This is a genomic window from Aminobacter aminovorans, from assembly GCF_900445235.1.
Lineage (GTDB): Bacteria > Pseudomonadota > Alphaproteobacteria > Rhizobiales > Rhizobiaceae > Aminobacter > Aminobacter aminovorans.
On the sequence record NZ_UFSM01000002.1, the window covers coordinates 53,324 to 66,435 of the forward strand.

Here is a 13,112-nt window from a genome sequence, read left to right on the forward strand (position 1 = left end):
CAGACGAGATCGACTCGGTCGATGGCAGACGGAACGTCCAAGAGGCCCCACGAAACGGTCGCCGACCGAACGCCGGCGATGCGTCGCCCCAACGCCGCTCGCATGAGCGGCTCGAGCGTGCACGCCTGGCTTGCCAGCGAGATCGGCCTCAGGATCGTGCGCGGCGACTATCCGCCGGGCACCATCCTGCCAAACGAGGCGAAGTGGTCAGAAACCTTCGAGGTCAGCCGCTCGGCGGTGCGCGAGGCGATCAAGATGCTGATGGCAAAGAGCCTGCTGGCATCCCGGCCCAAGGTCGGCAGCTGGGTCGAACCGAAGGACCGCTGGAACCTGCTCGATCGTGATGTGCTGGGCTGGTATGCCGCCTCACCCGATCGGGAAGCCTTTCTGCGCACCGTGCAGGAGTTCCGCCATATCATCGAGCCGGAAGCCGCCGCCTTCGCTGCGGAACGCCACAGCGAAGCGCAGATGAGCGAGATCAGCCAGAGCTGCCGGGAAATGGGCCAAGCGATATCGTTGCAGGAACGCACCCTCGCCGACACACGCTTCCACCTTGCCATATTGCGTGCATCCGGCAACGACCTGCTGGTGCCACTTGGCGTGCTGATCGAATCCGCTCTCGATCATCTCTTCACCTTCGTGACGCAAGAGGTCCAGGATCAGCGCGCCCAAAGCCTGCATGAGGCGATCGAGACCAACATCCGACTGCGGCGTCCCCAGGCGGCGCGCAACGCTGTGCACAGGTTGCTCGCCAATACCGACGACGTGATCGCCCGTTCGAGGCGGCAGACGCCTGCCCCGACCGGGGGCTGATTCAGGTCTTTTCCGGCGGCGTCAGGTCGACGCCGTTGATGCGCCCGACATGCGTCGCCAGCATCGGCACATAGAGTTCGGCCCCGCCGGCGGCCACCGCACCCGCGAAGGAATTCTTGGCGGCATTGCCCAAGGGGTTCACCATGCCGACGGAATCGGCCATCGATTCCAGATAGGTCAGGTCCTTGACCGCATTGGCGAGAGAAAATTTGTGGGCGTCGCGATCGCCTTCCAGCGTCCAGCGCATGAAGGTCTGGTAGAAACCGCAATCCATGCGGCCGTTGCGGATGACGCTGTCGAAGCGGGCGGGCGAAATGCCAACCTTGCCGGCCAGCGCCAGCGCTTCGGAATAGAGCGCGGCATAGCCGAGCGACAGGAAATTGTTCAACAGCTTCATCCGGTGGCCATCGCCGGTTTGGCCGACGTGAACGACGCGCCCTGCCCAGGTGTCGAGCACCGGTTTCAGCCGGGCAAACATCGCGTCGGAAGCTCCGACCATCGTGTCCAGCGTCCCCTCCCAGGCCTCTTTCGGCGTACGGCTCAGCGGCGCATCGACCAATGTGACGTCGAGAGCGACAAGCTCGGCTGCCAGCGCCATCGTCGAAACAGGATCGGATGTCGAGCAGTCGACAACAACCGAGCCGGGCTTCAAAGTGTCCTTGAGCCCCCCTGCACCGCGAACGACGTCTTCGACCTGGCGTGAACCGGTGACGCAGATGAATATGACGGTCGAGCGGGCGGCTACCTCCGCAGCAGTAGAGACCTCAATAGCGCCGCGGGCGATCATGTCTTCAGCCGGGCCGCGGTTCTTTCGGCCGAGAAAGGTCAGCGGATAGCCTTTGTCGACGATATTCCTGGCAATGCCATGGCCCATGAGGCCGAGACCGATGAAACCGATTTGCTCGCCTGCGTTTGTGCTCGTTGCCATCTTCCGTGCCCATTCGTTCGCGTGTTGAATTCGGCGCAGTCGTCACCGATGATATTGTCTGACAATATCTACCGATCTGGCAGAATGTGGAGGATAAAATGTCAAAACGGATCATGTTCACCGGCGGCAGCGGCAAAGCTGGTCGGCACGTCGTGCAGTATCTGGTCGACCAGGGGCATCAGGTGCTCAATCTCGACACCAGGCCGCTCGACAATCCAAAGGTGCGGACGCTGGTTACAGACATCACGGACAGCGGCCAGGTCTTCAATGCGCTGTCGAGCTATATGGGGCTGCACGAGTTCGACCCGTCGCTGCGGCCGCAGCCGGTCGATGCCGTGGTGCATTTCGCCGCCATTCCTCGCATCATGCTGACACCTGACAACGAAGTGTTCCGCATCAACGCGCTCGGCACCTACAATGTCATCGAAGCTGCGGTGAAACTCGGCATCCGCAAGATCGTCATTGCATCGAGCGAAACCACCTATGGGCTGGTCTTTGCCAACGAACCCCGGGCTCCCAGCTACTTCCCGCTCGATGAAGAGTATGACGTAGATCCGATGGACAGTTACGCCCTGTCCAAGGTCGTCAACGAAAGGACGGCACGCGCCTTTGCCCTGCGCAGCGGTGTCGACATCTATGCCCTGCGCATTGGCAACGTCGTCGAGCCGCACGAATATGAGCTGTTCCCGAAATGGTTTGCCGACCCGGGTTTCCGCAAGCGCATCGCCTGGAGCTACATCGATGCCCGCGACCTCGGTCTGATCACCGACCTCGCGGTCAAGAAGGACGGCCTCGGCTATCAGGTCTTCAACGCAGCCAACGACGACACGTCATCCGACCTGCCAACCAGAGAGTTGCTGGAGCGGTTCTATCCTGGCGTACCGCTCAAGCGCGAACTTGGCGAGTTCGAGACCCTGCTTTCCAACCGCAAGGCCAAGGAGATGCTCGGGTTCCGCAGCCAGCACAGCTGGCGAAAATATGTCCTGCAAAGCTGACTGCCCGGCGCAACCCGGCGCAAGAAAGCGACGCTTGACACATGGGATGAAGCGCCACTCTCTTGCGTAGGCGCTCCCTGTTCGAGCATCGGCGAGACGATAAGAGGAAGACGACACACCTATGGCCGCAAAGCCGACAGACGCAATCATTGCCGACAAGCCGATGGCAAGTCGCCGGACCGACGCCGCCCGCATCTCGGGCGCAAGCGTGCACGTTTCACTCGCCAGCGAGATAGGCCTCAGGATCGTCCGTGGCGACTACCCGCCTGGAACGATCCTGCCCAACGAGGCCAAGTGGACCGAAATCTTCGATGTCAGTCGCTCCGCAGTGCGTGAAGCCATAAAGATGCTGATGGCCAAGAGCCTGCTTGCGTCCCGCCCCAAGATCGGCAGTTGGGTGGAGCCCAAGGAACATTGGAACCTGCTCGACCGCGACGTTCTGAGCTGGTACGCCGCCTCGCCGGATCGCGAAGGCTTTCTGAGGACGGTGCAGGAGTTTCGCCACATCATCGAGCCGGAAGCGACGGCACTGGCCGCCGAGCGCCGGACCGAAGCGCAAATGGCAGAGATCAGCCAGGCGCTGCGCGACATGGGCAATGCCCCTACACTGCAGCAGCGGACGCAAGCCGACACGCGATTTCACATGGCGGTCCTGCGCGCCTCGGGCAACGACCTCTTGGTGCCACTTGGTGTTTTGATCGAATCCGCGTTGAACCATCTGTTTGTTCATGTAACTCGCGAAGACAGCAGCCTGCTTCGCGCGCAGAAACTTCACGAAAACATCGAAAAGTGCATTCGACTGCAGAAACCGACTGCCGCGCGCAATGCGGTTCGTAAGCTTTTGGCCAATACCGATGAGATCATCGGCCGACGGTCAAAATAGATCCGCATTGCGTCAAATCGCCGAACCAGCCTGCGACGGACAGGCGTCTCGGCAGCGCCGTCGCCGGGACGTTTTCATATCCGTCCTCGGGGAGTAGATGCGCCAGGCGGCTGTGCCCACGCCCGATCCAACGCTGGAGAAGCTTGGTCAAGCTTACGTCACATCGGTTCGACCGCCACATCTTTCGTCCTGCGCTGCAGCGGCCCAAGGTCGGCATTGAAGCGCTCCATCATGGCAAGCCCCACCGCACTTGGCCTAAGCGCTGGCGCGCGGTCATGAACGACCAGACCAGCACGCAAAGCAAACAACCGTTTGCCGTAGGCCATCAGGTGTTCGATGCCCTGCATCGTCGAGACGACGGCCGGCAGCATTTTGCGGTAATGCAACAGCGCTTCTTCTTCGTCTCGACAGATGAAGGCATTGTAGGCAGCGACTGCGTAGTCGATGCAGTCGGGTGCCAGGATCAGGCCGCGGCAACCGATGCGCAGATTGTCGAGCATTTCCAACCCGGCGCGGCCGTTGAAGATCGGCAGCTTGCCGCCGGTTGCCTCGACAAGGCCGGCAATGTCGACCACCGGACCCTCGCCTTTGACCAGCTGGATATTGGGGTGCTGGCGAACGAGGTCGCTGATCTCGGTCGCGCTCAGCCCACGGCCCATGAAGGCCGGGGCATTCTGGATCGCGACCGGCAGGTCGGTCGCCTCGGCCACGCGGCCGAAGAAGCGGATATACTCGGCAGCACCATACTGGCCGACCATCGGCGGCTGCAGGATCAGCCAGTCAGCGCCGACACTTTCGGCGTGGCGCACCTGCGCGATCTGTTCTGCCACCGACGCACCGAAGATGGTGAGCGCCAGCGGCACCTTTCCGCCCGTGTCTTCGGCGATCCAGTCCATAACCATCCGGCGCTCGGCATCCGTCAGCTTCGACGCTTCAGTGGCAAGGCCGAGCGCGGCCATGCCGTGGACGCCGACCCCAAGGCAAAGCTCGACCTGCCGGCGCATCGCACCTCGGTCGAGCCGCTCCTGGTCATCGAACAGCGCGTAGAGGATGGCGTGGATGCCGTGCATTTCGGCGACAGCGAAACGTGACATCGGCCTCTCCTTCAATGGCTTTCGCGCGGCACGTCATGGCCACGGCAACCGACCAGGAAGTCGAGGTCGGCACCGCGATCGGCCTGCATGACACGCTCGACATAGAGGCTCTGGTAGCCGCCTTGCATCTCCGGCACAGGCGGGGTCCACAGCTTGCGGCGGCGGGTGAGTTCCTCATCGCTGATTTCGAGGTGCAAACGGCGGCTCTCGACGTCGAGTTCGATCATGTCGCCATCCTCGACGAGGGCCAGCGGGCCGCCGACGGCCGCCTCGGGTGCCGCATGCAGCACAACCGTGCCGAAGGCGGTGCCCGACATGCGCGCGTCGGAAATGCGGACCATGTCGCGTACGCCCTTTTCCAAGAGCTTCTGCGGCAGGGCCATGTTGCCGACCTCGGCCATGCCGGGATAACCCTTGGGGCCGCAGTTCTTCAGCACCATCACACAGGTCTCGTCGATGTCGAGCGCGGGGTCGTCGACGCGCGCCTTGTAGTGCTCGATGTTTTCAAAAACCACGGCGCGGCCGCGATGGCGCATCAGCTCCGGCGACGCTGCGGAAGGCTTCAGGATTGCACCGTTGGGCGCGAGGTTGCCACGCAGGACGGCAATGCCGCCCTGCTGGGTCAACGCATTGTCGCGGGGCAGGATCACCTCTTCATTGAAGTTCTCGGCACCGGCGATGTTGTCGCCGACCGTCTTGCCGGTAACCGTCAGCGCGTCGAGATCGAGCAGGTCGGCGATCTCCTTCATGACGGCAGGAAGACCGCCGGCGTAGCAGAACTCTTCCATCAGGAATTTGCCGGAAGGCATCAAATTGAGGATGGTCGGGATGTCGCGGCCATAACGGTCCCAGTCCTCGAGCGTCAGCTCAGTGCCGATCCTGCCGGCGATGGCGAGCAGATGCACGACCGCATTGGTCGAGCCGCCGATTGCACCGTTGATGCGGATGGCATTGGCGAATGCTTTCCTGGTGAGGATGGCGGATAGGCGCAGATCTTCCTTGACCATCACAACGATGCGCCGGCCGGAAAGGCGGGCAAGCCGCGCGCGGTGAGCATCCACGGCGGGATAGGCGGCGTTGCCGGGCAAAGCCAGGCCGAGCGCTTCGACCATCGACGCCATGGTCGACGCGGTGCCCATGGTCATGCAATGGCCGGGCGAACGCGACATCGCGCTTTCGGCAGCGGCGAATTCCTGCTCGGTCATCAGACCGGCGCGCACGTCCTCGGAGAACTTCCAGACGTCGGTGCCAGAGCCGATCGGCTTGCCACGGAAACGGCCGTTGAGCATCGGGCCACCCGAAACGACGATCGCCGGCACGTCGCAGGACGCAGCCCCCATGACCAGCGACGGCGTGGTCTTGTCGCAACCGGCCATCAGCACCACGCCGTCCATCGGGTTGCCACGGATCGCTTCTTCGACATCCATCGAGGCGAGGTTGCGAAACAGCATGGCTGTCGGACGCAAGTTGGATTCGCCGCATGAGAAGACAGGAAACTCGAGCGGCAGGCCGCCCGCTTCGAGAATGCCCGCCTTCACGTGCTCGACCAGGCCGCGGAAATGCGCATTGCAGGGGGTGAGTTCGGAGAAGGTGTTGCAGATGCCGATCACCGGGCGGCCGTCGAAGGCGTCGTCGGGCAGCCCGTTGTTCTTCATCCAACTGCGGTGAATGAAGGCATCCTTGCCAAAGCCACCGAACCAGGCCTGTGAACGCAATTTCCGTGTCACTGTCGTATTCCCGTAGTTGAAGGTCCGCTGGCGGCGGGCGGCACTGCTGTGCCGCTAGATCAGCACATCAGGCTCCAGCCGGCCCTTGACCGGCAGGTCGACCAGAAAAGTCCTTCCGGCATCCGGCTCGGCACGGTGCGCGTCATCGCTCAACCCGATCCATGCGGAGGTCACCGCAAGACGGTCGGCATCTTTGCCCAGGAATGCCGGGCATGACGGCTGGCTCACCGGCAACGGCACCGAGCGGACAAGTTCGCCGTCGGGCGCGTAGGCGACCAAATTGCCCTCACCCCAGCGCGCGTTCCACAGAGTTCCGTCGGCGTCGACCACCGATCCGTCGAAGCTGCCCGTGCTTTGGCTTTCGGCAAAAACCTTGGGCTCGCCTTCCGGCAGTCCGGTCCTTGCGTCGCAGGCAACACGCATGATCCTACCGACTGCGGTGTCGGCGTAATAGGCAATGGTGCCGTCGGGGGAGAACGCGATCGAATTGGGGATCGAGATGCCGCCGTAAAGTCGGCGCAGCTCGCCGCGAAAAAACCAGTAGACGCTGCCGGCACCTGTCTCGGCCTGCTTGCCCATCGTGCCGAACCACAAGGCGCCGCAGGGATGCACGCGGGCATCGTTCGAGCGCGTGGCCGCGTTGGTCGCCTCCACCGATGTGTGAAGGACAAGACGGCCAGACGGCCTGTCCCTGACATGAAGGCCGGTCTCGGTCAGGATCAGCTGGCGCTCGCCATCGATGATCGCCTGGGCGCTCGCCATCTCGCCGAGTTGGGTGGTTGTGGTGCGATCTTCGCCGAAACGTTTTTCCAGCAGCAGCCCGTTGACGATGTCGAACCAGTAAAGCGTGTCGCTCACCGGATCGTAGCTCGGTCCCTCGCCGAGTTCACAGGCATGGTCGGACAATACCGAAACGAGGTCAGCCGGCATTGTTCTCGTCCTTGAAAGCCGCGTCCCAGGCAGCTACTGCGGACCTTGCCCGCTCCGCCACCTCATCGATGCCCATGCCAGGTCGGAACAGGCTGGTGCCGAGCCCGAAAGCGGTGACGCCGGCTGCGCGATAGCTGGCGAAATCGCGATACGAAACACCGCCGACGGCACCGACGACAGTGTCTTTGGGCAGCACCGCGCGCATCGCGGCGATACTGCCTGCCCCGATCACGCTGGCGGGGAAGAATTTCAGCGCCGAAGCTCCGAGCTTAACCGCTTTGAACGCCTCGGTCGGGCTCATCACCCCCGGCATAGTCACCATGCCTTGGCGGGCAGCTGCAGCCATCACCTCGGCGGCGATATTGGGGCTGACGACAAGCCGACCGCCGACCTCGGCGAGGCTATCGACCTGAGTTGCTTCAAGCACGGTACCTGCTCCGATCAACGCGGAAGCTGGAAGGCTTCCGACGATGGAAGCGATGGAGGCAAATGGCTCCGGCGAGTTGAGCGGAATCTCGATCGCCTCGATGCCGGCTTCATAGATGACGCCGGCCACCGCAACGGCCTGGTCAGGAGTAAGCCCGCGCAGGATCGCGACCAGTCCGCGGCGCAGCTTGGGAAATTCCGCTGTTCTGGTCATGCCGGCACTCCGTGGATCATTTCGTTCTGGCGCGCCGCCTCAAACAGGCCGATGCGCACCGCGGTGTCGGCATCGATGGCGCGGACCTCTAGCTCGGCGATCTCGAAAACACGGCGATAAAGCGTGGCGAGTGTACCTGATGCGACAAGGGTCACACTTCTGTCGGCATGGAGAAACTGTCGCCGAGCAGACGCCACTTCGCTGCCGATCATCAGGCCGGATAGCCTAGCCGCCGCGTCCTCAGGCGTCAGACCATGAAGCAGCGAACCGGCCCGGATCGAAAACAGTCGCGAGGCGAAATCGCCGCCGTCAGCGAGCGCGATCTCGCAGGCTCTTGCAAATACCGGGTTCTCCGTCGAGACGGCGTCCGGCTGCTCGCCAATCGAATGGCGCAGGATGGAGTGACCTGAGAGCAGCGCGAACAATTCGCCGGTTGGCCACGTCCGGAAAGTCTCGACGGCGCCGCTGTCGACAATCACCCATTTGGAGTGGGTACCCGGCATACAGACCACATGGCGGCCGGCAGTCTCGAGCTTCGCGCCGGCCAGTTGCGTCTCCTCGCCCCGCATCACGTCGGGGGCGTCGAGACTGCGACAGGCAAGGCCCGGCACGATGCGGATGTCGCGCCCCGCATGGGGAACGCGGACGGCGCCCCTCAGGATCGCCGCAATTGAGGACGGGACGTCGACATAAGGCGCCTCGATCCATCCCTGGCGCGCGCCGGCCATGCCGCAGATGATGACCGGCACGTCGTCCGGCGCGCTCAAGGCAGCAAGGCACCGTTCGAGAATGGGCTCGAAGCCGACCGTCTGGGCTGTGGTCAGCCCTTCGTCGCTGCGATGTTCGGCACGGGCGGCACCTTCGGCATCGAGGAGCCACGCCCGCATGCGGGTGGTTCCCCAATCGATTGCCACGATGACGGATGCTGCGGCCATCGTCCCCTCACTGCGCGGCGTGCTGGAGGACGCTCAGGCCACCGTCGACGACAAGACAGGCAGCGTTCATGAACGGGCATTCGTCCGAGATCATGAACACGGCCGCCTTGGCGATCTCCGTGGTGGTGGCGATGCGCTTGCCGGGATGAAGCGCCAGGGTTTCGGCGCGCGCCTTTGCCGGATCGGCAAAGCTGTTCCAGTAGTCGATGTTTTTCTGCGTCTCGACATAGCCGGGCGCGAGCGCATTCACCCGCACGCCGGAAGCCGCATATTCGAGCGCCAGGGACTTGGTGAGGCCAAGCAACGCGTGCTTGGCCAGCGGATAGGGAAAGGTATGCGGAATGATGGTGAAGGAATGCGTCGAGGCGATGTTGAGAATCGCCCCGCCGCCTGCCGAGATCATGCCCGGCAATACTGCCTTGCAGCAGTTCCATGCGCCCTTGAGATTGACGTCGAAACAACGCTGCCATTCGGCATCGGTGGTTTCGAGCGGCGAACCAAAGACGTTGATGCCGGCATTGTTGATCAGGGCGTTGACGGGGCCGATCGTCTTTTCCGCCGAGATCATGGCGGCAGCTATGGCAGTCATATCGGAAATGTCGGCCTCGGCATGACCGAGCGCGCCCTCGGATGCCCCAAGCTTGGCAACAGTCTCGCGCAGCAGCGGACCGTCACGGTCGACGATGAAAAGTCTTGCACCCTCCTTCAGGCATTGCTGAGCTATGGCCAGACCAATGCCCTGTGCTGCGCCGGTCAGGAAAATGCGTTTGCCGACAAGACGGTCGCTCATTGGGTAACCTCGAAGTTCGAGACGGTGATCGAGAAAGCCCCAGACAGGTTTTGCCCAGGCGCAAGCAGATGGAGTGCGTTCGGGCCTGAAGTCGCCAGCGCATTGGGCGTGTGCGACATTGGCTCAAGGCAGAAGAAGCTACGGTCGTCTTCCGGCGCATAGAGCATGTAGCGCGAGAACGACGCATCGGCGGCGATGTCTGCGGCGAGCTTCGTCTCGGGCCAGATGATCTGCGCCTGCCCGCTCCAGCCTTCGAAGCAATTGTTCAGCCTGCGGCGTGGCAGCAGGCGCGGCGTTGCGAAATCGGCGCTGTCCGGGATCGGCGTGCGCACGCCAGGCAGATAGCCCTCGCGCTCGGTCCACCAAGCCATCGCCGGGGCCGTGAGCAGGGTGCCCTCGGTGCGGGGAAAATAGGGGTGGAAGCCGATGCCAAACGGCAACGTCTCGTTACCCAGGTTCGTCACCGAAAGCGATAAGGTCACGGTTGCACCGTCCAGAGTGACGGTCTGGACAGCGCGATAGACGTGTGGCGACTTAGCCGGCCGCAGTTGCTCGAAAGCGAGCCGAACATGGGTGGCCGATGCATCTTCAACGTTCCATTCGGCTAGCCAGCCGTCGCCATGGATGTAGTTCGGCTCAGCCGTGTTGGGCGTGAAGCGATAGCTTTTGCCGCCGAGCTCGAAATCGTTGCCTTCGACGCGATTGCCGACCGGAACCAAAGGAAAGCAGGCCGAGCGCAAGACGTCGAACGCGCCGTCGTCATGTCGGCGCAGGAAGCGACGTCCATCGCGCGTATGGCCGTCAACGACCGCCCCGCCCTTAAGGCTCATCCGCAGCGACAGGCGGTCGCCTTCAAGCTCGACAAACCCTTGCATCTCAACGGCGTCCGAGCGCGCTGGACCTGAGATTGTCGAGCAACACGGCGAGCAGCAGGATCACGCCACGGACGATGTACTGGTAGAAGGCCGGGATGTTGAGCAGGTTCATCACATTCTCGGCGATACCCATGATCATGACCCCGACGATCACGCCGGCGATTGCCGCGCGGCCACCGGCCAGCGAAACGCCGCCGAGCACGCAGGCCGAGATGACCGACAGCTCCAGGCCGATGGCCGCATTGGGCTGGCCCGAGGTGATGCGCGATGCGAGCAGGATACCGGCGATGGCGCAGACCATGCCTTGCAGGGTGAAGATCCAGATACGCGTCCAGTCGACATTGACGCCAGCCAGACGCGACGCTTCCGGATTGCCGCCAATGGCCAACGTGTTCTTGCCGAAGACGGTGCGGTTGAGCACAAAGCCAAACACCACGAACAGGATCGCCAGCACCCAGATCGGCGTTGGAATGCCAAGCAGCTTGGACAGCGCAAGCTGGTAGAAATTCGGATCATTGATGCCCACCGCCCGGCCGTCGGAGGCAATCAGCGCGAGACCGCGCACGATCTGCATCGTCGCCAGCGTGGTGATCAGTGCATTGATACGAAACTTGGCGATGACCACGCCGTTGATCAGGCCGACGGCGCCGCCGCAAAGCAGGGCAGCGAGGATTCCGACCATGATCGAACCGGTGGCGTTCGAGGCCATGACGGCGACCATGCCGGCAAAAGCGACGATGGAACCGACCGACAGATCGAAATCCCGCGCCGCCAGGCAGAACATCATCGTGCAGGCGACGATGCCGACGGTGACGACCGACTGCAACAGGCCCAGCATGTTGCGCTCTGTCAGGAAGTTCGGGACGAAGATCGACACCAGCGCAAAGGCCAGAACGAAGATCACGACGAGACCCTGGTCGCCGAGCAGTATCTTCTTCAAAGAGTTTGTCATGCTCAGTCCCCTCAGGATGCGATTGCGTCTGGCGTCTTCTTGTCGGGAAGCGCTGCTGCCAGGATTGCGCGCTCGCTGAAATCGTTGCGGTCGATGTGCGCCGAGATGCGGCCGCCGCACATGACCAGGATGCGGTCGCAGATGCCCATCACCTCGGGCAGTTCGCTGGAGACGACGATGATCGCCACGCCTTGCTCAGCGAGCTGGTAGAGGATTTCGTAGATTTCGGATTTGGCGCCGACATCGATACCGCGTGTCGGCTCGTCGACGATAAGGACGCGGACGCCCTGTTCGGACAGCCAGCGGCCGAGAATGACCTTCTGCTGGTTGCCGCCCGACAGGTTCAGGATGTCCTGCTTGCGCGAAGGCGTGCGGACCTTGAGCTTCTTGATATAGGTCTCGGCGATTTCGGCTTCCTTGCGCGCATTGAGGATGCCGAAGCGGGTGTTGTGGCGACGCGAGGAAATGTTGATGTTCTCCTCCAGCGAGCGCCCCTGGATGATGCCGTCATGCTTGCGGTCTTCGGAGCACAGCACGATGCCCGCGCGTATCGCCTGGCGCGGGTCGACGGCGTGAACTGCCTGTCCATCGATTTTGATCGTTCCGCTGCTGCGCGTGTCGGCACCATAGACCAGGCGCATCAATTCGGAGCGGCCGGCACCGATCAGTCCGAAGAAGCCTAGAATTTCGCCAGCCCTCGCCTCGAAGCTCGCCGGTTGCACGAGCTTCCCGCCGGCGATGCCTTCAGCCTTCAGCCTGACAGCGCCCACCGTTCGGGCGCGCCAGCCCCAGACATTGGAGATCTCGCGACCGACCATCTCCGCCACCACCTGTTCGCGCGTGACGTTTTCGAGACTCGGGTGATGGGCGGCCAGCTTGCCGTCGCGCAGCACGGTCAGGCTGTCGCAGAGCCGAAACACCTCGTCGAGGCGATGGGAGATGTAGAGAATGACCTTGCCTTCGGCGCGCAGGCGCTCGATCAGGCTGAAGAGAATTTCACTTTCGCGCGACGACAACGACGAGGTCGGCTCGTCCAACGCAATGACGCGTGCATCGAGCATGATCGCCTTGGCGATCTCGACCATTTGCCGCTCGCCGATCGACAGCGTCTTGACCTTGCGGCGCGGGTCGATGTCGATGCCTGCAGATTTCAGCTTGTCGCCGACCTCCGAAAACATCTGTCGTGACTGGATGACACCGGCATTGGCCGGAAAGCGGCCGAGCCGCAGGTTTTCGGCGACGGTAAGCTCGGGAACCAGCTGCAGTTCCTGGTGAATGACGATAACGCCGGCATGAAAGGCGTCACGCGTCGAGGCATATTTCTGGGCCTGGCCGTCGATGATGATGTCGCCGGTATCGGCATGCTGGTCGCCCGAGAGTACCCGGATCATCGTCGACTTGCCGGCGCCGTTTTCGCCCATCAGGCCATGGACGGCCCCCTTTGCGACGGAAAACGACACGTCGGACAGCGCCTGGACGCCAGGATAGGCTTTCGAGATGTGAGAAAATTCGAGAAATGACATCGACGGTCCTCCTGAATGTCCGACGGC

13 protein-coding genes are annotated in these 13,112 nt (G+C 62.7%); 3 read left to right on the top strand and 10 right to left on the bottom strand.

The window, feature by feature from the left end:
* The first annotated feature begins 21 nt into the window (after positions 1–21).
* Positions 22–813, top strand: coding sequence for a FadR/GntR family transcriptional regulator (locus DY201_RS24775; protein ID WP_115734006.1), 792 nt, complete (start codon positions 22–24; stop codon positions 811–813).
* A gap of 1 nt (position 814) precedes the next feature.
* On the opposite strand, the gene DY201_RS24780 is transcribed toward DY201_RS24775, so the two are convergent.
* Positions 815–1,771, bottom strand: coding sequence for an NAD(P)-dependent oxidoreductase (locus DY201_RS24780; protein ID WP_280959947.1), 957 nt, complete (start codon positions 1,769–1,771; stop codon positions 815–817).
* A 68-nt stretch (positions 1,772–1,839) separates the two neighbouring features.
* On the opposite strand from DY201_RS24780, the gene DY201_RS24785 reads away from it, so the two are divergent.
* Both DY201_RS24785 and DY201_RS24790 read left to right on the top strand, forming a co-directional pair.
* Positions 1,840–2,736 carry an NAD-dependent epimerase/dehydratase family protein gene (locus DY201_RS24785; RefSeq protein ID WP_115734008.1) on the top strand — a complete coding sequence of 299 codons (897 nt, stop codon included), beginning with the start codon at positions 1,840–1,842 and terminating at the stop codon, positions 2,734–2,736.
* Between the two features lie 163 nt (positions 2,737–2,899).
* Positions 2,900–3,619, top strand: a complete 720-nt coding sequence (locus DY201_RS24790) for a FadR/GntR family transcriptional regulator (protein WP_425358765.1) — start codon at positions 2,900–2,902, stop codon at positions 3,617–3,619.
* Positions 3,620–3,777: 158 nt separating this feature from the next.
* Here DY201_RS24790 and DY201_RS24795 read toward each other — a convergent pair whose 3' ends face one another.
* The 9 genes from DY201_RS24795 to araG are packed head-to-tail and all read right to left on the bottom strand — an operon-like array spanning position 3,778 to position 13,085.
* Complete coding sequence (locus DY201_RS24795) at positions 3,778–4,713, bottom strand: dihydrodipicolinate synthase family protein (protein WP_115734010.1); 936 nt, start codon at positions 4,711–4,713, stop codon at positions 3,778–3,780.
* An 11-nt stretch (positions 4,714–4,724) separates the two neighbouring features.
* The gene (araD, locus tag DY201_RS24800; protein ID WP_165915994.1) at positions 4,725–6,440 is read right to left on the bottom strand and encodes an L-arabinonate dehydratase; all 1,716 of its coding nucleotides are present in this window, start codon (positions 6,438–6,440) and stop codon (positions 4,725–4,727) included.
* Between the two features lie 54 nt (positions 6,441–6,494).
* Complete coding sequence (locus DY201_RS24805) at positions 6,495–7,370, bottom strand: SMP-30/gluconolactonase/LRE family protein (protein WP_115734012.1); 876 nt, start codon at positions 7,368–7,370, stop codon at positions 6,495–6,497.
* On the bottom strand, positions 7,360–8,010 hold the full coding sequence (locus tag DY201_RS24810) for a 2-dehydro-3-deoxy-6-phosphogalactonate aldolase (RefSeq protein WP_115734013.1): 651 nt from the start codon (positions 8,008–8,010) through the stop codon (positions 7,360–7,362). The genes DY201_RS24805 and DY201_RS24810 overlap by 11 nt, the downstream gene beginning before the upstream one ends.
* Entirely contained in the window at positions 8,007–8,945 is a 939-nt protein-coding gene (locus DY201_RS24815) for a 2-dehydro-3-deoxygalactonokinase (RefSeq protein WP_115734014.1), read from the bottom strand. The genes DY201_RS24810 and DY201_RS24815 overlap by 4 nt, the downstream gene beginning before the upstream one ends.
* A 7-nt stretch (positions 8,946–8,952) precedes the next feature.
* On the bottom strand, positions 8,953–9,735 hold the full coding sequence (locus DY201_RS24820; RefSeq protein ID WP_115734015.1) for an SDR family oxidoreductase: 783 nt from the start codon (positions 9,733–9,735) through the stop codon (positions 8,953–8,955).
* Entirely contained in the window at positions 9,732–10,610 is an 879-nt protein-coding gene (locus DY201_RS24825; protein ID WP_115734016.1) for an aldose 1-epimerase, read from the bottom strand. The genes DY201_RS24820 and DY201_RS24825 overlap by 4 nt, the downstream gene beginning before the upstream one ends.
* Before the next feature lies 1 nt (position 10,611).
* On the bottom strand, positions 10,612–11,562 hold the full coding sequence (araH, locus tag DY201_RS24830; RefSeq protein ID WP_115734017.1) for an L-arabinose ABC transporter permease AraH: 951 nt from the start codon (positions 11,560–11,562) through the stop codon (positions 10,612–10,614).
* 11 nt (positions 11,563–11,573) lie between these two features.
* On the bottom strand, positions 11,574–13,085 hold the full coding sequence (gene araG / locus DY201_RS24835) for an L-arabinose ABC transporter ATP-binding protein AraG (RefSeq protein WP_115734018.1): 1,512 nt from the start codon (positions 13,083–13,085) through the stop codon (positions 11,574–11,576).
* Positions 13,086–13,112: the final 27 nt, after the last annotated feature.

Excerpts from the sequence above, each read along its gene's own strand:
- DY201_RS24775 (WP_115734006.1), top strand. The coding sequence starts at position 22 with ATGGCAGACGGAACGTCCAAGAGGCCCCACGAAACGGTCGCCGACCGA.
- DY201_RS24785 (WP_115734008.1), top strand. The coding sequence starts at position 1,840 with ATGTCAAAACGGATCATGTTCACCGGCGGCAGCGGCAAAGCTGGTCGG.
- DY201_RS24790 (WP_425358765.1), top strand. The coding sequence starts at position 2,900 with ATGGCAAGTCGCCGGACCGACGCCGCCCGCATCTCGGGCGCAAGCGTG.
- DY201_RS24795 (WP_115734010.1), bottom strand. The coding sequence starts at position 4,713 with ATGTCACGTTTCGCTGTCGCCGAAATGCACGGCATCCACGCCATCCTC.
- DY201_RS24805 (WP_115734012.1), bottom strand. The coding sequence starts at position 7,370 with ATGCCGGCTGACCTCGTTTCGGTATTGTCCGACCATGCCTGTGAACTC.
- DY201_RS24810 (WP_115734013.1), bottom strand. The coding sequence starts at position 8,010 with ATGACCAGAACAGCGGAATTTCCCAAGCTGCGCCGCGGACTGGTCGCG.
- DY201_RS24815 (WP_115734014.1), bottom strand. The coding sequence starts at position 8,945 with ATGGCCGCAGCATCCGTCATCGTGGCAATCGATTGGGGAACCACCCGC.
- DY201_RS24820 (WP_115734015.1), bottom strand. The coding sequence starts at position 9,735 with ATGAGCGACCGTCTTGTCGGCAAACGCATTTTCCTGACCGGCGCAGCA.
- DY201_RS24825 (WP_115734016.1), bottom strand. The coding sequence starts at position 10,610 with ATGCAAGGGTTTGTCGAGCTTGAAGGCGACCGCCTGTCGCTGCGGATG.
- araH (WP_115734017.1), bottom strand. The coding sequence starts at position 11,562 with ATGACAAACTCTTTGAAGAAGATACTGCTCGGCGACCAGGGTCTCGTC.
- araG (WP_115734018.1), bottom strand. The coding sequence starts at position 13,085 with ATGTCATTTCTCGAATTTTCTCACATCTCGAAAGCCTATCCTGGCGTC.